Source organism: Actinomycetospora sp. ABD4_176 (genome assembly GCF_056311855.1).
Window position 1 is genome coordinate 1,154,111 of record NZ_CM149974.1, and the last position, 20,197, is coordinate 1,174,307.

General features: G+C 74.1%; 17 protein-coding genes. 3 read left to right on the forward strand and 14 right to left on the reverse strand.

Annotated elements, in window-relative coordinates:
• Positions 1–21: 21 nt before the first annotated feature.
• Genes ACYX4T_RS05645 through ACYX4T_RS05660 form a run of 4 tightly spaced genes read right to left on the reverse strand, consistent with a single transcriptional unit; the run spans position 22 to position 4,393 of the window.
• A complete protein-coding gene (locus ACYX4T_RS05645; protein ID WP_476013591.1) occupies positions 22–1,704 on the reverse strand; it encodes a glutamate--tRNA ligase in 1,683 nt (560 codons plus the stop codon).
• A gap of 30 nt (positions 1,705–1,734) precedes the next feature.
• Positions 1,735–2,910, reverse strand: coding sequence for an SPFH domain-containing protein (locus tag ACYX4T_RS05650; RefSeq protein ID WP_476013592.1), 1,176 nt, complete (start codon positions 2,908–2,910; stop codon positions 1,735–1,737).
• Positions 2,910–3,407, reverse strand: coding sequence for an NfeD family protein (locus ACYX4T_RS05655; RefSeq protein WP_476013593.1), 498 nt, complete (start codon positions 3,405–3,407; stop codon positions 2,910–2,912). Before ACYX4T_RS05655 ends, ACYX4T_RS05650 begins: the two co-directional genes overlap by 1 nt.
• Positions 3,408–3,448: 41 nt before the next feature.
• On the reverse strand, positions 3,449–4,393 hold the full coding sequence (locus tag ACYX4T_RS05660) for a DUF3097 family protein (protein WP_476013594.1): 945 nt from the start codon (positions 4,391–4,393) through the stop codon (positions 3,449–3,451).
• A 226-nt stretch (positions 4,394–4,619) separates the two neighbouring features.
• Between ACYX4T_RS05660 and ACYX4T_RS05665 the strand changes: the two genes are divergently transcribed.
• Entirely contained in the window at positions 4,620–5,411 is a 792-nt protein-coding gene (locus ACYX4T_RS05665; RefSeq protein WP_476013595.1) for a hypothetical protein, read from the forward strand.
• Between the two features lie 107 nt (positions 5,412–5,518).
• On the opposite strand, the gene ACYX4T_RS05670 is transcribed toward ACYX4T_RS05665, so the two are convergent.
• From ACYX4T_RS05670 to ACYX4T_RS05695, 6 genes are all read right to left on the reverse strand, one after another.
• Complete coding sequence (locus ACYX4T_RS05670) at positions 5,519–5,983, reverse strand: FmdB family zinc ribbon protein (RefSeq protein ID WP_476013596.1); 465 nt, start codon at positions 5,981–5,983, stop codon at positions 5,519–5,521.
• A gap of 4 nt (positions 5,984–5,987) precedes the next feature.
• Positions 5,988–7,280, reverse strand: coding sequence for a hydroxyacid-oxoacid transhydrogenase (locus ACYX4T_RS05675; protein ID WP_476013597.1), 1,293 nt, complete (start codon positions 7,278–7,280; stop codon positions 5,988–5,990).
• A 16-nt stretch (positions 7,281–7,296) separates the two neighbouring features.
• Positions 7,297–8,121, reverse strand: coding sequence for an N-acyl homoserine lactonase family protein (locus ACYX4T_RS05680; protein ID WP_476013598.1), 825 nt, complete (start codon positions 8,119–8,121; stop codon positions 7,297–7,299).
• A 203-nt stretch (positions 8,122–8,324) separates the two neighbouring features.
• Positions 8,325–9,404: a ferrochelatase gene (locus ACYX4T_RS05685; RefSeq protein ID WP_476013599.1), complete on the reverse strand. Its 1,080-nt coding sequence runs from the start codon at positions 9,402–9,404 to the stop codon at positions 8,325–8,327.
• A 52-nt stretch (positions 9,405–9,456) separates the two neighbouring features.
• Entirely contained in the window at positions 9,457–10,224 is a 768-nt protein-coding gene (fabI, locus tag ACYX4T_RS05690) for an enoyl-ACP reductase FabI (protein ID WP_476013600.1), read from the reverse strand.
• A 29-nt stretch (positions 10,225–10,253) separates the two neighbouring features.
• Positions 10,254–10,958 carry a beta-ketoacyl-ACP reductase gene (locus ACYX4T_RS05695; protein ID WP_476013601.1) on the reverse strand — a complete coding sequence of 235 codons (705 nt, stop codon included), beginning with the start codon at positions 10,956–10,958 and terminating at the stop codon, positions 10,254–10,256.
• 174 nt (positions 10,959–11,132) lie between these two features.
• On the opposite strand from ACYX4T_RS05695, the gene ACYX4T_RS05700 reads away from it, so the two are divergent.
• Positions 11,133–12,248: an alpha/beta hydrolase fold domain-containing protein gene (locus tag ACYX4T_RS05700; RefSeq protein WP_476013602.1), complete on the forward strand. Its 1,116-nt coding sequence runs from the start codon at positions 11,133–11,135 to the stop codon at positions 12,246–12,248.
• On the opposite strand, the gene ACYX4T_RS05705 is transcribed toward ACYX4T_RS05700, so the two are convergent.
• From ACYX4T_RS05705 to ACYX4T_RS05720, 4 genes are all read right to left on the reverse strand, one after another.
• Positions 12,249–13,220 (reverse strand): VWA domain-containing protein, encoded by a 972-nt coding sequence (locus ACYX4T_RS05705; protein ID WP_476013603.1) that lies wholly within the window; start codon positions 13,218–13,220, stop codon positions 12,249–12,251.
• On the reverse strand, positions 13,220–14,182 hold the full coding sequence (locus tag ACYX4T_RS05710; protein ID WP_476015190.1) for a DUF58 domain-containing protein: 963 nt from the start codon (positions 14,180–14,182) through the stop codon (positions 13,220–13,222). Before ACYX4T_RS05710 ends, ACYX4T_RS05705 begins: the two co-directional genes overlap by 1 nt.
• A 137-nt stretch (positions 14,183–14,319) precedes the next feature.
• Positions 14,320–15,399 carry an AAA family ATPase gene (locus ACYX4T_RS05715; protein WP_476013604.1) on the reverse strand — a complete coding sequence of 360 codons (1,080 nt, stop codon included), beginning with the start codon at positions 15,397–15,399 and terminating at the stop codon, positions 14,320–14,322.
• A gap of 119 nt (positions 15,400–15,518) precedes the next feature.
• Complete coding sequence (locus ACYX4T_RS05720) at positions 15,519–16,904, reverse strand: NlpC/P60 family protein (protein ID WP_476013605.1); 1,386 nt, start codon at positions 16,902–16,904, stop codon at positions 15,519–15,521.
• Positions 16,905–17,296: 392 nt separating this feature from the next.
• Between ACYX4T_RS05720 and ACYX4T_RS05725 the strand changes: the two genes are divergently transcribed.
• The gene (locus tag ACYX4T_RS05725) at positions 17,297–20,152 is read left to right on the forward strand and encodes an aconitate hydratase (RefSeq protein ID WP_476013606.1); all 2,856 of its coding nucleotides are present in this window, start codon (positions 17,297–17,299) and stop codon (positions 20,150–20,152) included.
• The last annotated feature ends 45 nt before the right edge of the window (positions 20,153–20,197 follow it).

Here is a 20,197-nt window from a genome sequence, read left to right on the forward strand (position 1 = left end):
GACGGACGCCGACGCGCGGACTCATCGCCCGACGGCCCGCAGGCGGCGCACGACCTCGCCGGCGCCGAGCGCCCGGGTGACCTCGTAGAGATCGGGGCTGCGCTGCGCGCCGGTGATCGCGACGCGGGCGACGTTGGCGGCGTCGCGCAGCATGCCCGGGTAGGCGTCGGGGTCCTTCTTGTACGTCTTCGGGTTCGGGGCGAAACCGTGGCGGTTCGCCAGGTCGCGGATCTGCTGGAACCAGGTCGGCTGGTCGCCCTCGTGGACGTAGGTGTCGGCGAGGTCGGCGGCGACGGCCCGGACGAGCTCGGGGTCGAGGCCGCCGAAGCGCTCGTCGGCGGGGTCGGTGACGTCGGTGAAGAGCTCGGGGAAGAAGAAGCCGTAGGCGTCACGGAAGTCCGACCAGGTCGCGAGGTCCTTGCGCGGGTTCTCGACGCCGACCCGCTCGACGTCGATCGCCGCGAGCGCGAGCTCGGGGTTCGCGTCGAGCACCTTGACGATCTCGGGGTCGTACTCGGCGGCCCACGCCCGCACGCCGGCGAGGACGTCGGGACCCGACAGGGTGGCGACGTGGTCGGCGGCGATGTCGCGCAGCTTCACCGTGTCGACCAGCGGGCCGGCGAGACCGAACTCGTCGAGGCGCAGCGGCGTCGCCAGGGCCTCGGGCAGCGGCACCTCGGCGAGCCGGGGGTTCGCGAGGCCGCGCAGGTAGTACTGCACGGCGGGTACCGGGAAGCCGGCCTCGAGGTAGAAGTCGACCGAGGCCTCGGCGTCCTTGCGCTTGGAGAGCTTGCGCTTCGAGCCGCCCTCCTGCTTCATCAGCGGCGCGAGATGGGCGTAGTCGACCGGGTCGAACCCGAGCGCGGCGAAGAGCTGGCGGTGCACCGGCACCGACGACAGCCACTCCTCGGTGCGCACGACGAGGTTGGTGCGCATGAGGTGGTCGTCGACGGCGTGCGCGAAGTGGTAGGTCGGCAGCCGGACCGGGCTGTCGGACGACTTGAGGATGACCACGTCGTTGTGGTTGTCCTCCATCTCCACCCGGCCCCGCACCCGGTCGGAGAACGCGAACCGCTCCCCCACCACGCCGTCCGACCGGAACCGCGCGACCCAGGGCCTGCCCGCGTCCAGCGCGGCGCGCACGTCGTCCTCGCTCGCGTCGCGCCACGGTGCCCAGCGGCCGTAGTAGCCGGTCGGGAGCTTCAGCGTGCGCTGCGCGTCGGAGATCTCGGCGAGCTCGGACTTCGTGGCGAAGTCCGGGTAGGCCTTCCCCTGGCGCATGAGCTCGCGCACGTAGGTCTGGTAGATCGCCGCGCGCTGCGACTGGCGGTACGGCCCGTAGTCGCCCCGGGGCTCGTCGAGGTCCCCGATCCTCAGATCGCCCTCGTCGGGCACCAGGTCGAACGCCTCGAACGCGCGCCGGAAGTGCTCGTCGGCGCCCGCCACCTCGCGGCTCTGGTCGGTGTCCTCGATCCGCAGGACGTAGACCCCGCCGGTCGAGTGCGCGAGGTCGCGCGACACCATCGCCGTGTACAGGCCGCCGACGTGCACGAACCCCGTCGGACTCGGACCGAAGCGGGTGACCAGCGCGCCCCCGTCCCCGTCCCGCCCGCCCAGCTCGCGCGGCGGGTAGCGCTCCTCGAGCTCGGCGGGCTCGGGCAGGTCGTCCGGGAACAGGCCGTCGACGAGGGCGCGGTCGAGCATGGGACCGGATCCTACGAGGTGCTCCCCGGCTCAGGGGGTGTCGGCCTGGCCGTCACCGCTGGCGTGGCGCCCGGCACCGTTCGCCTCCGGCTCCGCCACGGCGGCGTCGGCCCGCTGCTCGGCGGCCGCGACGACCTTGGCGATCTCGGGGTCGGTGCTGGTGTCGAACCAGTCGGCGACGTCCGCGTCGTCCGCCCCGGGCCGCGCCGCCGCCGCCCCGTCCTCCGGCGAGGGCTGGTAGCGGAAGACGCCGTCCTCGCCGGGCGCCCCGAGCATGCGCGTGAAGCCCTCGAGGGCCTTGCCGAAGTCGCTCGGCACCATCCAGACCTTGTTCGCTTCGCCCTGCGCCATCTGCGGCAGCGTCTGGAGGTACTGGTAGGCGAGCAGCTCCGGGGTCGGGCGGCCGGCCTTGATCGCCGCGAAGGTCTTCTCGATGGCCTTCGCCTCGCCCTGGGCCTGGTAGTACTGCGCGGCCCGCTCGCCCTGGGCGCGCAGCATCGTCGACTGCCGGTCCGCCTCCGCCTCGAGGATCGCCGCCTGCTTGGCGCCCTCGGCCGACAGGATCGCGGCCTGCTTGTTGCCCTGCGCCTCGGCGATGGCGGCCTCGCGGTGGCCCTCGGCCGTGAGGATCATCGCCCGCTTCTCGCGGTCGGCCTTCATCTGCCGCTCCATCGAGTCCTGGATCGACGGCGGCGGGTCGATGGCCTTGAGCTCGACACGCACCACGCGCAGGCCCCACGGTCCGGTGGCGTCGTCGAGGGCCCGGCGCAGCCCGGTGTTGATCATCTCGCGGGAGGTGAGGGCCTGCTCGAGGCTCATCCCGCCGACGACGTCGCGCAGCGTCGTGGTGGTCAGCTGCTGGACGCCGTTGATGTAGTCGTTGATCTCGTAGACGGCGTTGCGCGGCTCGGTGACCTGGTAGTACACGACGGTGTCGATGGAGACCGTCAGGTTGTCCTGCGTGATCACCGGCTGGGGCGGGAACGAGACGACCTGTTCCCAGAGGGCCACGCGCTCGCGGATGCGGTCGATGAACGGCAGCAGGAACGTCAGACCCGGCGCCGCCGTGCGCTGGTAGCGCCCGAGCCGCTCGATCACCGCGGCCTCGGCCTGGCGGACGACGGTGATGCTCTTGACCACCGCCGTGATGATGAGGATCAGCGCCGCGGCGATGACCACGTACAGCACGAGCGTGACGGGCTCCATCAGCTCTCTCCCTGCAGGGGCGGGCGGGACGGGTGGGCCGAGGGGTCGGTGCCGGCCGGATCGGCGCCCGTGACCACGGCGGTCGCCCCGCGGATGTCGACGACGACCACGGCGGCGCCCGGGCGCAGCGCCGCATCGTCGTGCAGTGCGGTGGCGGTCCAGAGCGCGCCACCGATGCGCACGGTGCCGGCGTCACCCGGCGTGATGGCCTCGACGACCTCGGCCTGCGTGCCGAGCAGCGCCTCGGGGCCCGCGTTGACGGGACCGTCGGCGGTGTCGGTGCGCGCCCGGCGTTGCAGTGCGGGCCGGGCGAGCAGCATCAGCAGCAGGGACGACAGCCCGAACACCGCGACGTCGACCCCGAGCGGGGCGCCGAGCGCGGAGGCCCCGGCGGTGACGAGCGCGGCGAGCCCGAGCATGAGCAGCACGAAGGTGCCGGTCACGAGCTCGACCGCGACGAGCACCACCCCCGCGATCGCCCACAGCAGCGGGATCACCCTGCTCAGTGTGCCAGACGCCACTCGTCCGACGGGCCGATTCAGGCACCCACGGTGACGAAGTCGATCAGCTGCTCCATCGCGGTGATCAGGGGCGTCTCGAGGTCCGTCCACGTGGACACCGACGACAGCACCCGCCGGGCCCCGGCCCGCTCGTCGCCCCAGCCCAGCGCCTCGCAGACGCCGCGCTTCCACTCGGTGCCGCGCGGGATCGTCGGCCACGCCTCGATCCCGACCATGCGCGGCTTCACGGCCTCCCAGATGTCGATGTACGGGTGACCGAGCACCAGCACGTGGGCCGCCGCGGGCCCGAGGTCACGGCGCAGGCCCTCGGCGATCCGCGACTCCTTCGAGCCGGTCACCAGGTGGTCGACGAGCACCCCGAGCCGCCGGTCCGGCCCGGGCCCGAACTCGCGCGCGGCCTCCACCAGCACGTCCGCCCCGTGCAGGGGCTCGACGACGACGCCCTCGACGCGCAGGTCGTGACCCCAGACCCGCTCGACGATCTCCGCGTCGTGCAGGCCCTCCACCCAGATGCGGTGCGGGAGCGCCGTGCGCGCGCGGGCGCCGTCGACCCGTCGCGACCCCGACGCGGAGCGCTGCTGGGTCGCCTTGTCCGGCCCCGCGGCGCGCTGTGGCGGCACGAGTGTCGCCGGCCGTCCCTCGTGCAGGAACGCGGCGGGCTTGTTGGGGAACAGCCGGCGGCGGCCCGCCGCGTCCTCGAGCACGACCTCGCGGACGTCGGCGCGGATCACCGCCCCGCAGAAGGTCTCGGCGGCGTCCTCGACGACCAGCCCCGGCTCGGCGACCACCGAGACCACCTCGCGCGGCGGCTTGTGCGGCGCGAGCCCCGGCAGGCCACCGGTGCGGCCGGCGCCCGAGGACGGCGAGCCGCCCCGCCCCGGCGCGCGCACCGCCCCGCCCGTCGTGCGGAATCCGGGATCCCCGGTGGAGCCGTGCATCCCCCGGCCCTGCGTCCTCGCCACGGACGGCGACGCTAACGGTGCGTGGCGATCGTCCGGGGTCGACACGCTGGTGGGCACGCCGACTCGTGGCAGCGAGGGGCACGTTGCGCATGATCGAGAGGCGCCGGCGCCTGCCGTACGTGCTCCTCGCGTCCGGCGCCTCGCCACGTCGAGCTCACGGCGGTGCCACCACGGCCCCGGCGTCCTCGGGCCGCTCCGCTCCCCGCCTCCCGGTAGCGTTGATCGGGTGCCTTGCGCGAGTGCCTCTCTGGCCGTGTGGAGCGCGGCGTGGCTCGCCGGCTCGGTCGCGGCCGACGACGTCCTCGACGCGCTGACCCCGTGGTCCGCGGCCCACGACGTCGTCGCCGCCGACACGGCCGCCGCCGCGGTCACCGACCTGCCGACCCCGGACCGCGCCGGCACCGGCCTCGCGGCCCTGCTCGTCCTCGCCCGGAAGCGGGTCGGCCCGCTGGGCCCCGACGCGCGCCTCGTCATGCCCGCGCCCGGCGACGTGCGCGGGCTGCCCGGGCCCGACGCGCTGCGGACGGGGGCGATGGACGCCGGCGAGTGCGCGGTGCTCGCCGGTGCGGGACTCGCCGCCGTCCCGTCCCCGGTCGCCGACGGCGTCCTGCGCTGGACCGTCCACCTCGTCGACGACGTCCCGCCCGCCGCGCACCCCAGCCTCGCCGACGCCGAGCACGACCTGCGCGGCTCGGTCCGCGACGCCGCCGACACGCTCGCCGCCATGGACGTCGCCCGTCCCCGCGCGGGGGTGCGCGAGGAGATCGCCGACGCGCTGCGCCGCCGCCCCCGTCCGAGCTGGCCGGCGGGCACCCCGGGACGTCCGTTGCGGGTGCTCCAGCACGCCGACGAGGTCGAGGCGATCGTCGTCGCGGCCGCCGGCGACGACCCGGGCGGCGCCGTGTCGTCGTCCGCCGCCCTCGCCCGCACCGACGCCCTGCGCCCGCTCGCGACGGCCGTGCGCGCGGCGCGGGTCGCGGCGGTCGCCGAGACGGTCCGGGCGCTGACCGCCGCCTGAGCGGGAACGGGAGACGGCCGCCGCCCGTCGCCACCCGGAACGAGGGACGCCCCCGCCGCGTCGCACGCAGCGGAGGCGTCCACCGATTCAGGGGTCAGTGAGCGGGGTCAGTGCCCGTGACCATGGCCGTGGCCGTGGCCGTGGCCGTGGCCGGACGACCCGCCCCCGGACTCCTTCGCCGGCGCGGACTCGCCGGACGAGGACGACCCCGAGGAGTGCCCCAGGTACGGCTCCCCCGCGCGCAGTGGCGCCTGCTCGTACCGTCCCTCGTGCGCGGCCACGGGGCGCGTGTCCCCGCGGAGCTCGGGGTGCTTGGCCTCGAGGCGCTGGCGCTGCTCCCACTTCCGCTGCATGCCGGTGACGTACTCCCGGTTGCCGTGGTAGGTGCCCCGCCACGTCTGCGGCATCTGCTCCTTGGACAGCCCGGCGTCGGCGGTCCCCGTGAGCGCCGGGCGGGACGGCACCTTGCGCGTCTCGCCCCCGCACTCCGGGCACGCCGGCGCGGGCGCGTCCAGCCCGACCAGACGATCGAACCGGGCCCCGCAACCGCAGCGGTAGTCGTAGATCGGCACGCGGCTACCAGTTCTCGATCGACTTGCGGAAGATGTCCGCGATGTCGTCCTCGGTGGGCGTCCGCGGGCAGGTCGCGAGCAGCCGCTGCTGCTTCATCGTCCCGTCGACGAGGTCACCGATGTCGCCCTCGCCGAAGCCGACAGCGCCGATCCCGTTCGGGATGTCGATGTCGCGCATCAGCTCGGTGACGACGTGCGGCAGCTGCTCGGCCGCGTTCGACTGCGTCTCCGCGTTCGGCCCGAGCAGCCGCGCGGCCGCCATGTGGCGGTCGGGGGCGGACTCGAAGCTGAACCGGAACGCCTCGGGCGCCGTCAGCGAGACCGACATGCCGTGGGGCACCATCGGCTCGTCCTGCGGGTAGCCCGCCGGGTGGAAGTCCCGCACCTGCCCGGCGATCGGGTAGGCGTTGGCGTGCGGGATGTGCACCCCGGAGTTGCCGAAGCCCATACCGGCGAAGGTCGCCGCCATCATCATGTCCATGCGGGCGTCGACGTCCTCGTCGCCCCGCTCGACCGCGGTGCGGAATGACCGGGCGAGCAGCGACATCGACTTCTCGCACCACAGGTCGGAGACGGGGTTGGACCCGCAGTAGGTCACCCGCTCCTCGGGCTTCTTGCGGTCGAACGACGTGTACCAGCGCGCGGTGTACGACTCGAGCGCGTGGCAGACGATGTCCATCCCCGACGCCGCGGTGACCTGCGGGGGCAGGGTCATCGTCAGCAGCGGGTCGACGACGGCGAGGGTCGGGCGCAGCCGCCAGTGGCTGATGCCCGTCTTCACCCGCAGCGAGAGCACGTCGAGGATGCACATCGCCGTGGACTCCGAGCCCGTGCCCGCCGTCGTGGGCACCGCGATCAGCGGCTTGAGCTGCCCCGGCGGGACCTGCGCGTTCCCGACCGGCTTGTTGATGTAGTCCATCAGGTCGCCGGGGTAGGTCGTCAGCAGGTTGACGGCCTTGGCGGTGTCGATCGCCGACCCGCCGCCGACCGCCACGAACCCGTCCCACGGGCCCTGCTCGGAGGCGTAGCCGACGGCCTTGTTCATCGAGTCGTCGGTGGGCTCGACGTGCACGCCGTCGAAGATCTCGACGGTCATGTCGTAGCGCCGGATCTGGTCGGCGACCCGGTCGGGCAGGCCCGTCTGCTGCATGCCCGGGTCGGTGATGAGGAGGATGCGCTTCGCGCCGTACTGGGCGAGGTCGAAGCCGATCTCGTCGCAGGCGCCGGCGCCGAACTTCAGGGGCGGGGCGCCCCAGGTGAAGACGGACTCGTCGGTGGGGACCGGGGGGACGGTCATCCGGGGGATTCTCCGATCAGGTGTAGTGGCCGCCGCCGTTGCCCACGGTCTTGAGCTGGTGGATCTGCTCGGCGTCGTGCCCGAAGACCACGGTCGCGTTCGTCTTCTCGGCGACGCCGCGGATCTTCTCGACCGACGAGTAGAACTGGCCCATGTCGTTGACGATCGCCGCCGGCGTCGTCGGCGGGCCGTAGCTCTCGCCCATGTACACGGCGTCCGACGTGAAGATCATCGTGCCGCTGTCGGGGAGGTCGACCTGCATCGACATCGTGCCGGGCGTGTGGCCCGGGGTCTGGAGCAGCGTGACACCGGGGAGGAACTCGGTGTCGCCCGAGACCGTCTCCCAGTTCAGGTCCTCGTAGTCGGTCTTGAGGTGGGCGCCGTTGAACAGGCCGTCGAAGCCGAAGGCCCAGTCCTTCTCCTTGTCGCTGCAGACCAGCTTGGCCGACGAGTCCTTGAACATGTCGGCGTTGCCGCAGTGGTCGAAGTGCAGGTGGGAGAGGACCACGTAGTCGATCTGGTCGGTCGACACGCCGATCTGGCGCAGCCGCGAGTCGAGGTACTCCTCCTCGCCGACCTTGTCGTACGGGAAGAAGTCCTGCAGGCCCGTCGGGCCCCAGCGCTCCTCCCAGTCACGCGGGCAGCTGGTGTCCCACAGGATCGTCCCGTCGGGGGTCTCGACGAGGACGGTGTGGGTGGGGACGTCGGCCCACTCGGTGGGCTGGTCGCGCATCTGTCGGGGGCGGATCGACCGCCCCGGCTTGAGCAGCAGCCACGTCAGGTCCGCGGTCATCATCCCGCAGTCCAGGATGGTCACCTTGATCTCGCCACTCGCCGCCATTCAGCGCGCCTCCGCTCTGCCACCATGCCGATCGGGGAACGCGGCCGGGCCGCTGCACCGACGATGCATGCATCGCCGACCACGTGATGGCGGACACTAGCCACGCTGACGATCATCGGCAACAGGCGGGCCGAAGGCGATCCGAGCAGGGCTTCTTCCACCTACGAGGCTGCTGCCAGACCCTTGCAGCAGGCGTTCGGGGCCTACCGCACCGGCCGCTTCGCCGGCTCGCAGCAGCCCGGGTGGCACAGGGTGCCGTTGCACCCCACACCCGCCCGCGGCACCGTGCCGAGCTCGCGGACCGGGGCCCCGTCGACCTGCTCGGCGATCAGCTCGGTGATCATCTCCACGAACCGCGGGTCGGACCCGGCGCTCGCCGCACGGACGAACCCCATGCCCAGCTTCCCGGCGTGCTCGGCGGCCTCGTTGTCGAGGTCCCAGACGACCTCGAGGTGGTCGGAGACGAACCCGACCGGGCTGACGACGACGGCGCCGACGCCGCGGTCGTGCAGGTCGTCGAGGTGGTCGACGATGTCGGGCTCCAGCCACGGGATCTGCGGCGGCCCGGACCGCGACTGCCACACGAGGTCGTGGTCGGGCGCGTCGACCGCCGCGGCGACGAGGCGAGCGGCCTCGGCCATCTGCCGCGAGTAGCGGTGCCCGCCCTCCTCCGGTGGCCCGGCGGTGCGGTCGGCCGACTCCGGGATCGAGTGCGCGGTGAACACCAGCCGGGCGTCGTGCCCCCCGGATCCGATGTGGCTGTCGAGACGCTCCCGCGCGGCCCGCACCCCGTCGGCGACCGCCGCGACGAACAGCGGGTGGTCGTAGAAGTGGCGGAGCTTGACGAGGTCCGGCGCCGAGCCGGTGCGCTCGATGGCCGCCTCGCGCGCCCGCGCGATGTCCTCGTGGTACTGCCGGCAGGCGGAGTAGCCGCCGTAGGCGCTCGTCGCGAAGACCAGCGCGCGCTGCACGCCGTCGCGGGACATCTGCTCGACGGTGTCCTCGGCCAGCGGGTGCCAGTTGCGGTTGCCGAAGTACACGGGCAGGTCGCGGCCGGCCTCGCGCAGCGCGCGGGACAGGTCGGCGACGAGCCGCCGGTTGAGCTCGTTGATCGGGCTGACGCCGCCGAAGTGCTGGTAGTGCTCCTCGACCTCGTCGAGCCGCTCGGGCGGCACCCCGCGCCCGCGGGTCACGTTCTCCAGGAACGGCCGCACCTCGTCGGGGCCCTCCGGGCCGCCGAAGGACAGGACCAGCACCGCGTCGATCGGGGGCTCAGCACTCACGTCGTCCAGCATCCCCCCGCGGAGGAGGAGCTACACGACGAGACCACCGTGGCTAGGCGCCCATCGCGTGGTAGCCGCCGTCGGCGTGGACGACCTCCCCCGTGGTGGCGGGCAGCCAGTCCGAGAGCAGCGCGCAGATCGTCTTCGCGACCGGCGTCGGGTCGCCGAGGTCCCAGCCCAGCGGCGAGCGCTGCACCCAGGCCTCCTCGAAGGTGTCGAAGCCCGGGATCGACTTCGCGGCCATCGTGCGCACCGGTCCGGCGGCGACGAGGTTCGCGCGGATGCCCTCGGGCCCGAGGTCGCGGGCGAGGTAACGGGTGGTGGCCTCGAGCGCGGCCTTGGCGACGCCCATCCAGTCGTAGCCGGGCCAGGCGACGGTGTTGTCGAAGTCCATGCCGACCAGCGACGACCCGCGGCCCAGCAGCGGCTTGCAGGCCATGGCGAGCGACTTGAAGGAGTAGGCCGAGACCTCGACCGCGGTCGCGACGTCGGACCACTCGGTGTTCAGGAAGTTGCCGCCGAGGGCGTCCATCGGCGCGAACCCGATGGAGTGCAGGACGCCGTCGAGGCCGTCGACGTGCTCCCGGACGTTGTCGGCGAGGGCGTCCAGGTGCCCCTGGTCCTGCACGTCCAGCTCGATCACCGGCGCCTCCTGCGGGAGGCGCTGCGCGACGCGCTTGACCAGCGACAGGCGCCCGAAGCCGGTGAGCACCACGGTGGCGCCGGCCTCCTGGGCCGCCTTCGCCGCGTGGAAGGCGATCGAGGCGTCGGTGATGATCCCGGTGACCAGGATCCGCTTGCCGTCCAGGAGTCCGGACACGGGTGCTGTTCCTCCCTCGAGTGGTGTGGCTAGTGACCCATGCCGATGCCGCCGTCGACCGGCAGGACCGCGCCGGTGACGTAGGCGGCGTCGTCGGAGGCGAGCCAGGCGACGGCCTTGGCGATGTCCTCCGGCGCGGCGGTGCGACCGAGCGGGATCGACCCCAGGATCTCCTCGCGCCGCTTGTCGGTGAGCTCGGCGGTCATGTCGGTGTCGACGTAGCCGGGGGTGACGACGTTGGCGGTGATCCCGCGCCCGCCCAGCTCGCGGGCGGTGGAGCGCGCCAGCCCGACGAGGCCGGCCTTCGAGGCGGCGTAGTTGGCCTGGCCGGGCGCGCCGGTGAGCCCGACGACGCTGGAGATGTAGATCAGGCGCCCGAAGCGGGCCTTGACCATGCCGCGGATCGCGCGCTGGGTGACCCGCCAGGCACCGGTGAGGTTGGCGTCGAGCACGTCGGTGAACGCGTCCTCGGGCATCCGCATGAGCAGGCCGTCGCGGGTGATGCCGGCGTTGGACACGACGACCTCGACCGGCCCGTGCTCCGACTCCACCTGCGAGAACGCGGCGTCGACCGCGGCGGAGTCGGTGACGTCGGCCTGCACCCCGTGCAGCCCCTCCGGCGGTTCCCCCGAGCGGTGGGTGACCACGACGGTGTGTCCCCGCTCGGCGAGCTCGCGCGCGGTGGCGAGCCCGATCCCGCGATTGCCTCCCGTGACCAGCACGACGCGGCTCACGCGACTCCTCTCGTCAGGGCCGACGCGGTCGGGGCGTGCGGCGGCGGAAGGCTACCCACTCCCCTCCCCCGCGGCCCAGCCGAACCCGCTGGTAGCACGGCCGAACGGGGCTAGGAACCGTGTGGGCCGCGCCATAGGGTCGGTCACGGAGTCGATCTCAACCCCGGAGGACCGATGACCGCGACCGACGCCCAGCCGACCCTCCCGGGCCGGCTCGGTGACCCCGCTCTCGACCTGCGCACCGACCCCCGCGCCAAGCCCGACCTCGTCGCCGCCCTGGCCGCGGTCGGCCTCGACGGACCGGCCGCCGAGCCCCCGGTGACGCGCGCGGCCGGGCGCGAGGCCGTGGCCGAGGCGGTCGGCGGGCTGCACGCCGGGTTCAGCGCCCTCTACGCGAACCTCCCCCTCGGCCTGCCCGGCGACCTGCCCGACGAGGCCGTCGAGACCACCGACACGTCGGTGGCCTCGCCCGACGGGCACCTCGTGCCCCTGCGCCTCTACCGCCCGGCCGGGGTCGCGGGCCCGCTGCCGTGCGTCGTCTACCTCCACGGCGGCGGCATGACGATCCTCGACGCCGAGACCCGCGTGCACGACCGCTGGTGTCGCGAGCTCGCCCTCACCGGGGTCGTCGCGGCGCGGGTGGGGTTCCGCAACGCGTGGACCGAGCTCGGCCCGCACCCCTTCCCCGCGGGCCTCGACGACTGCGCGACGGCGCTGCGGTGGCTCGACGACCAGCGCGGCGAGCTGGGCCTGACCCGCCTGGTGCTGCAGGGCGAGTCCGGCGGCGCGAACCTCGTGCTCGCCACGACGCTGCGGGCCAAGCGCTCCGGCGACCTCGACGCGATCGACGGCGTGTACGCCTCGGTGCCCTACGTCAGCGGCGGCTACGCCTGGGACCGCGCGCGCAAGCTCCGCGAGCTCCCGTCGATGATCGAGAACGACGGGTACTTCATCAACTGCGCCCTGATGGACCTGCTGGTCGCCCAGTACGACCCGGAGGGCCGCCACGCCGAGGACCCGCTGGCCTGGCCGTACTTCGCGAGCACCGACGACCTCGCGGGGCTCCCGCCGCACGTCATCACCGTCAACGAGCTCGACCCGCTGCGCGACGAGGGGCTCGCCTATTACCGCAAGCTGCTCGCCGCCGGCGTGCCGGTCGAGGGGCGGGTGAACCTCGGGATCACCCACGGCGCCGAGATGATCTTCCGCCAGGCGCTGCCCGCCGAGCACCGCGCGGCGATCGCGGACATCCGCGCCTTCGTCGACCGGCTGACGGTCGACCACGTGTGATCAGGGCAGCCGCTGCCCGGTGACGATCGCGGTGCCCGCGCCGAGCAGGACGAGGATCGTGGCCGCGAGGAACCAGCGCCCCGACAGGTCGACGGTGCGCTCCTCGTAGCCGACCTGCTCGGCGAGGGTCGCGTACGTCTCGCGCAGGTCGAGCTCGGTCGAGGCGCGGCGGAAGTCGCCCCCGGAGACCTGGGCGATCTCGCGCATCTGGTCGTCGGCGACCGCGACGGAGACCGGCCGGCCGTCGATCTCGATCTCGCCGTACTCGGTGCCGAAGGAGATCGCCGAGATGGGCACCCCCGCGGCCCGCGCCTCGGCAGCGGCGGGATAGGCGCCGCGGTCGTCGGCGGGGTCGGTGGTCGGGGTCGTCTGCTTGCCGTCCGAGAGCAGGATGATCCGCGCCGGCGGCGGGCCCTCGGGGCCGCGGATCTGGCTGCCGAACGCCCGGATCGCGGCGAGGCTCGCGCGGATCGCGTCGCCGGTGCCCGTCGACTCCGCGAGCTGCAGGGTGCCGATCGCGTTCTTCACCGCCTGGCGGTCGGTGGTGGGGGTGACGAGCGTGCTCGGGGTCGCGGCGAACGACGACAGCCCGAGGTTGATGCCGGCGGGGAGCTGGTCGGCGAACGCCGAGGCCGCGGTCTGGGCGACCTGCAGGCGCGAGGGCTCGACGTCGGTGGCGCGCATCGAGAGCGACACGTCGATCGTCAGCATCACCGTGGCGCGGTTGCGGGGCACCTGCGCCGTTCCCTGGGGGCCGGCCAGCGCGATCGTCATGAGCACGAGCGCGACCAGCACCAGCGCCATCGGCACGTGGCGCCAGCGCCCCGGCCCCTTCGGCGCGACGCGCTCGAGCAGGGCGAGGTTGGTGAAGCGCATCGTGTAGCGCTGGCGGCGCCGGTTGATCCACCAGTAGCCGACCGCCAGCCCCGCCACCACGATGAGGAGCAGGAACCACCAGGGGTGCGCGAACATCAGCGGGTCGCCCCCGCGGGGCTGGGCACGATGCCCGTCGACGAGCCGCCCGACCAGCCCCGCTTGCGGGCCACGGCGAAGCGCACGACGTCGGCGATCCAGTCGCGGTCGGTGCGCAGCACGAGGTGCCCGGCGCCGCAGCGACGCAGGGCCGCCGCGACGCGCCCGCGGTGGGCGGCGGCCTCGGCGGCGAAGCGCCGGCGCAGGGTCGGGGTGGTGGTGACCTCGCGGCGCCGGCCGGTCTCGGGGTCGGCGAGCACCACGGTGCCGACGTCGGGGAGCTCCTCGTCGCGTGGGTCGACGACCTCGACGGCGAGCAGGTCGTGGCGCGCGCGCAGGGCCCGCAGCGCGCGCTCCCAGTCGACGTCGCCGAGGAAGTCGCTGACCACGACGACCAGCCCGCGCCGTCGCGGCGGGCGGCGCAGGGCCTCGAGGGCGCCGGGCAGGTCGCCGCGCGTGCCCTCGGGCGCGGGCGGGGTGGCGGCGATGCGGCGCAGGAGCTCGCGGGCCGCGGTCTCGCCGCCGCGGGCGGGCAGGCGCAGCGTGCGGTCGCCGGTGGCGACGACGGCGCCGACCCGGTTGCCCCCGCCTCGGGTGAGGTGCACGACGGCCGCGCAGGCGGCCACCGCGAGGTCGCGCTTCTCGCAGGCGGCGGTGCCGAAGTCGAGGCTCGGCGAGAGGTCGACGACGAGCTGGGTCTCGAGCTCGCGGTCGGCGATGGTCTCGCGGATGTGGGGCTCGGTGGTCCGCGCGGTGACCGACCAGTCCATGCGCCGCACGTCGTCGCCGGGCTGGTAGGGCCGCGGCTCGCCCGGCTCGGTGCCCGGGCCCGGGACGAGGCCGAGGTGGTTGCCCTGCAGCAGCCCGTCGAGGCGGCGCCGGACGGTGAGCTCGAGGGTGCGCAGCGACGCCGCGAGCCGCGCCTGCATGGCCTGGCCCGCGACCTCGCCGCCGGCGGGCACGGGCGAGGTCGGCGGCGGCGCCCAGCCCGGGCGGGGCTGGCCGGCGGGCGTCGTCGGGGCCGGGGCGCCCGGCGGCCGCGGGGCGGGCTCGGGGACCCGGGCCGAGGGTGTGTCGTCGGGCGGGTCCCCGGGGGCCGTCACCGACCCGCCGCCGGCACGGGCGCCGGCCCCATCCCCACGGGACGGGCCGACACCTGCGGCAGCGGCACGGTCTGCAGCACGCGGGTGACGACGTGGTCGACGGGCACCCCGTCGGCCAGCGCGTCGTAGGAGAGCACCAGGCGGTGGCGCAGCACGTCCGGCGCGATGTCGACCACGTCCTGGGGCAGGACGTAGTCGCGCCCGCGCACCAGGGCGAGCGCGCGGGCCCCGGCGATGACGCCGAGCGACGCGCGCGGCGAGGCACCGTAGGCGACCCAGCCGCCGACGTCGGCCATCCCGTGCTCCGCCGGCGAGCGGGTGGCGACGACGAGGCGCACGACGTAGTCGACGAGCGCGTGGTGGACGAACACCTGCGCGGCGACGTCCTGCAGGCGGCGCAGCTCGCCGGGGTCGAGGACGCGGTGCGGCGACGGCGGGCTCACGCCCATCCGGTAGACGATCTCGCGCTCCTCGTCGGCCGTCGGGTACTCGACGAGGATCTTGAACAGGAAGCGGTCGCGCTGCGCCTCGGGCAGCGGGTAGACGCCCTCGTTCTCGATCGGGTTCTGCGTGGCGAGCACGAGGAACGGGTCGGGCATCGGGTGGGTCTGCCCGCCGATGGAGACGTGGCGCTCGGCCATCACCTCGAGCATCGCCGACTGCACCTTGGCCGGCGCGCGGTTGATCTCGTCGGCGAGCACGAAGTTCGACACGACCGGGCCGAGCTCGACGTCGAACTCCTCGCGGCCCTGGCGGTAGATGCGCGTGCCGAGGATGTCGGCGGGCACCAGGTCGGGCGTGAACTGGATGCGGGCGAACGACCCGCCGACCACCCGCGCGAACGTCTCCACCGCGAGCGTCTTGGCGACGCCGGGCACGCCCTCCAGCAGCAGGTGGCCCTTGGCCAGGAGGCCGACGAGCATGCGCTCGACGAGGCGGTCCTGACCGACGATCACGCGCTTGACCTCGAGCACCGTGCGCTCGAGCTGCTCGGCGTCGTGCGCGGGCGTCGACGGTCCCGACGAGGGTCCCGAGGCCCCCGTCTGGCCCTGCTGCTCGCTACCGGGCTCGGTCACCGGTGTTCCTCCCCGACTGCGGTCTCTCCCGCCCGTACCGGACGTGGATGTCCTCCGGCGGCACGCTACCCGTCGCCCTCCCAGGCAACCGGGCGGCCGGTGTGGGGGCGGTGAACAGGTCAGACGAGCCGCGTGACGGTCGGGAGGATCTCCGCGTTGATCCGTACGGGCGTGATGCGGACGGTCTTGCCGGACTCGGGTGCCTCGACCATCCGGTCGTCACCGAGGTAGAGCGCGACGTGGTGGACCGCGCCCGCGCCGTCGTCGTCGGCCCAGAACAGGAGGTCGCCCGGCTCGCGCTCGGCCAGCGGCACCTGGCGCCCGGCCTCGGCCTGGTAGCCGCTGTAGTGCGGGAGCTCCTTCCCGGCCGCGGCGAAGGCGTAGATCATCAGCCCGGAGCAGTCGAAGCCGGTCTTGTCGTAGTCGCCGTGGGCGTCGGCCTCGCCGCCGTCGCGGATGCCCTGGGTGGGTCCGTCGGCGTCCCCGCCGCCCCAGGCGTAGACGACGCCGAGCTGCGAGAGAGCGCGCGCCACCACCTGCTCGACGGTGGCGGACATCCCGTCGGTGGCGATGCCGGCCGCGGCGAGCGGGTCCTCGCCCCCGGCGCCGCCCTCGGTGCCGGTCTCGGTGCGGGCCGGGTCGCGGCGGGCCAGCCCGGCCCGCGCGGCGTCCCGCACCCGGAGGTCGCGGGCGGCGTCGCGCTCGGTGGCGGCGGCGTCGAAGGCCGCGGCGCGGTCGCGCTGCGCGGCGAGCTCCGGGTCGGCGTCCTCGAGCGCGCGCAGGCGGGCCTCGGCGTCGTCGCGCTCGGCGGTGAGCTGCGCGAGCTGCGCCTGCTGGGCGTCGGCCTCGGCGCGCACCCGGGCCAGCTCGGCCTCGGCGGCCGTGCGGGCGTCGGCGGCGCGCACCGCCTCGGCGTCGGCGACGATCCGCGCGGCGCGGGCCCGCGAGTCGGCGTTGGCGGCCTCGATCCGTGCGTGCTCGGCGCGCTCGAGGGCGGCGCGCCGGTCGGCGGTGACGACGTCGCGCAGGTGCGCGCGCTCGGCGACGTCGTCGGGACCCGCCGCGCCCGACAGCACCGAGAGCGGCCCGAGGACGTCGGCCTGCTGGAACCACGCCGCCACCCACGCGTCGACCTCGGTGCGCGCCCGCTCGGCGTCCGCGGCGGCGACGTCGGCCCCGCGGCGGCTCTCCTGCGCGACCCGCCGGGCCTCGTCGGCGCGCACGCCGGCAGCGGCCTCGTCGGCGAGGGCGCGGTTGGCGAGCTCCTGGCTCTGGCCGAGGTCGGCGCTCAGCGCGTCGAGCGCGGTGCGGGCGGTGGCGATGCGTGCGACGAGCGAGCCGGCGTCGTCGGGGTCCTCCACCGCGGCGGGACCGGGCGCCGGGGCCGGTGGTCCGGGTTCGGCCGCGGCGACCGGGGCGAGCAGGACGGTCGCGGCGAGCAGGGTGACGAGCAGGGTGGCCAGCACGCCGGCGAGCCGGGCCGGGACGGTGACGAGCGCGCGCACGCCGCCTCCTCCCCCGTCGACCGGCTGCACGAGCGCCCGGAGCCTCCCGGTCACCGGGGCGGTCGTCGGGCTCCGACACGCGGCGGTGTGGCGGGGATCGCCCGCTCGGGGGTCCCGATCGGGCCCCGCGGGGTGCGCGGCGGGCAGCTCGTCGGGGCACCCGACCGTAGGCTGGTGAGGGCGGGGGTGCGGGCGCCGCGAGGGTGCGCGAGACTCCGGCCCGACCCGGGTCGAGCGCCGTTGGACCACCACAGGCGCACGGCCCCCGACCGGCCCCGGCAGGTGGGGACGGTCCGGGACCGCCTCGACGACGCCGCCGGGACGAGAAGCGACCCCGGTCGCGCGCGAACGCCACTCGCCGCGGCCGTGAGGAAACAAGGAGGAACGTGCCCGTGAGCTCGCCAGACCAGTCCGACGGCGTATCGACGGCCGCGCCGCAGAGCGTCGACTCGTTCGGCGCCAAGGGCAGCCTGGAGGTCGGCGGCCAGTCCTACGAGATCTTCCGGCTCTCCGCGGTCGAGGGCTCGCAGCGCCTGCCCTTCAGCCTCAAGGTGCTGCTCGAGAACCTCCTGCGGACCGAGGACGGTCTCGTCACGACCGAGGCCTCGATCCGCGCGCTCGCGGAGTGGGACCCCACCGCCGAGCCGGACACCGAGATCCAGTACGTCCCCGGCCGCGTCGTCATGCAGGACTTCACCGGCGTCCCCTGCATCGTCGACCTCGCCACGATGCGTGAGGCCGTCACCGAGCTGGGCGGCGACGCCTCGAGCGTCAACCCGCTCGCGCCCGCCGAGCTCGTCATCGACCACTCGGTCGTCGCCGACCTCTTCGGCACCCCCGACGCCTTCGAGCGCAACGTCGAGCTGGAGTACCAGCGCAACGAGGAGCGCTACAAGTTCCTGCGCTGGGGCCAGACGGCGTTCAACGAGTTCAAGGTGGTCCCGCCGGGCACCGGCATCGTGCACCAGGTCAACATCGAGCACCTGGCGCGCGTCGTGATGACCCGGAACGGTCAGGCCTACCCGGACACCCTCGTCGGCACCGACTCGCACACCACGATGGTCAACGGCCTGGGCGTGCTGGGCTGGGGCGTCGGCGGCATCGAGGCCGAGGCGGCCATGCTCGGCCAGCCCGTGTCGATGCTCATCCCCAAGGTCGTCGGCTTCCAGCTCTCCGGGGAGCTGCCCGCCGGCGCCACGGCCACCGACCTCGTGCTGACGATCACCGAGATGCTGCGGGAGCACGGCGTCGTCGGGAAGTTCGTCGAGTTCTACGGCGAGGGCGTCGGCGCGGTGCCGCTGGCCAACCGCGCCACGATCGGCAACATGAGCCCGGAGTTCGGCTCCACCTGCGCGATCTTCCCGATCGACGACGAGACGCTGACCTACCTGCGCTTCACCGGCCGCGACGAGGAGCAGGTCGCGCTCGTCGAGGCCTACTGCAAGGAGCAGGGGCTCTGGCACGACCCGACGGCGGAGGCGGACTACTCCGAGACGCTGTCGCTGGACCTCTCGACGGTCGTCCCGTCGATCGCCGGCCCGAAGCGCCCGCAGGACCGCATCCGCCTGGACGCGGCCAAGGAGTCCTTCCGCGCGTCGCTGCCGGACTACGTCTCCGACGACGAGCAGCCCCGCAGCCAGTCCGAGGAGTCCGACAGCGAGTCGTTCCCGGCCTCCGACCCGCCCGCGGAGCACCCGAACGGCGACGACGACAAGCCGCGGGTCCACCGCCAGCCGGCCGACCCGGGCGGGCGTGCCTCGCACCCCACGGCGGTGACGCTGTCGGACGGCACCGCGCTCGAGCTCGACCACGGTGCGGTGACGATCGCGGCGATCACGTCGTGCACGAACACCTCGAACCCGTCGGTGATGGTGGGCGCGGCCCTGCTGGCCCGCAACGCCGTCGAGAAGGGCCTCGAGCGCCGGCCGTGGGTGAAGACCTCGCTGGCCCCGGGCTCGAAGGTCGTCATGGACTACTACGAGCGCTCGGGCCTGCTGCCCTACCTCGAGAAGCTCGGGTTCAACCTCGTCGGCTACGGCTGCACGACCTGCATCGGCAACTCGGGCCCGCTGCCCGAGGAGATCTCGCAGGCCGTCAACGACGCCGACCTCGCGGTCACGGCGGTGCTCTCGGGCAACCGCAACTTCGAGGGCCGCATCAACCCCGACGTGAAGATGAACTACCTGGCCAGCCCGCCGCTGGTCGTCGCGTACGCGCTGGCCGGGACGATGGACCTCGACCTCGCCACCGAGCCGCTGGGCTACACCCCGGACGGCGACCCGGTGACGCTCGAGGACATCTGGCCCTCGCCGCAGGAGGTCCAGGAGGTCATCGAGTCCTCGCTGTCCGCCGAGCAGTTCACCTCCCGCTACGCCGAGGTGTTCGCCGGCGACGAGCGCTGGACCTCGCTGCCCACCCCCGAGGGCGAGACGTTCACCTGGGACGAGTCGTCGACCTACGTGCGCAAGCCCCCTTACTTCGAGGGCATGTCGCGGGAGCCGTCGGAGGTCACCGACATCGAGGGTGCCCGCGTGCTGCTCAAGCTGGGCGACTCGGTGACCACCGACCACATCTCGCCCGCCGGGGCGATCAAGGAGGAGTCGCCGGCCGGTCAGTACCTCAAGGAGCACGGCGTCGAGCGCAAGGACTTCAACTCCTACGGCTCGCGTCGCGGCAACCACGAGGTGATGATCCGCGGCACCTTCGCCAACATCCGGCTGCGGAACCTGCTCACCACCGGTGACGGCGCCGAGCTGCCCCAGGGCGGCTGGACAGCCGACTACAGCAGGGGCGGCGAGCAGGCCTACGTCTACGACGCGGCCATGAACTACGCCGAGGCCGGCACCCCGCTCGTCGTCCTGGCGGGCAAGGAGTACGGCTCGGGCTCGTCGCGCGACTGGGCGGCCAAGGGCACGACGCTGCTCGGCGTCCGCGCGGTCATCGCCGAGTCCTACGAGCGCATCCACCGCTCGAACCTCGTCGGCATGGGCGTGCTGCCGCTGCAGTTCCCGGAGGGGCAGAACGCCGACTCGCTGGGCCTGTCGGGCACCGAGACCTTCGCGATCAGCGGGGTCACGGCGCTGAACGACGGCGAGGTGCCCGACACCGTGCACGTCACGGCGACGCCGACCGACGGCGGGGACGCGGTCGAGTTCGACGCCCGCCTGCGCATCGACACCCCGGGCGAGGCGGCGTACTACCGCAACGGCGGCATCCTGCCCTACGTGCTGCGCAAGATGCTGGGCTGACGAGCCCGGCCTGAAACGAGCGAACGCGCTGTTCGCTGCTTCTAG

Excerpts from the sequence above, each read along its gene's own strand:
- ACYX4T_RS05645 (WP_476013591.1), bottom strand. The coding sequence starts at position 1,704 with ATGCTCGACCGCGCCCTCGTCGACGGCCTGTTCCCGGACGACCTGCCC.
- ACYX4T_RS05650 (WP_476013592.1), bottom strand. The coding sequence starts at position 2,910 with ATGGAGCCCGTCACGCTCGTGCTGTACGTGGTCATCGCCGCGGCGCTG.
- ACYX4T_RS05675 (WP_476013597.1), bottom strand. The coding sequence starts at position 7,280 with ATGACCGTCCCCCCGGTCCCCACCGACGAGTCCGTCTTCACCTGGGGC.
- ACYX4T_RS05680 (WP_476013598.1), bottom strand. The coding sequence starts at position 8,121 with ATGGCGGCGAGTGGCGAGATCAAGGTGACCATCCTGGACTGCGGGATG.
- ACYX4T_RS05700 (WP_476013602.1), top strand. The coding sequence starts at position 11,133 with ATGACCGCGACCGACGCCCAGCCGACCCTCCCGGGCCGGCTCGGTGAC.
- ACYX4T_RS05705 (WP_476013603.1), bottom strand. The coding sequence starts at position 13,220 with ATGTTCGCGCACCCCTGGTGGTTCCTGCTCCTCATCGTGGTGGCGGGG.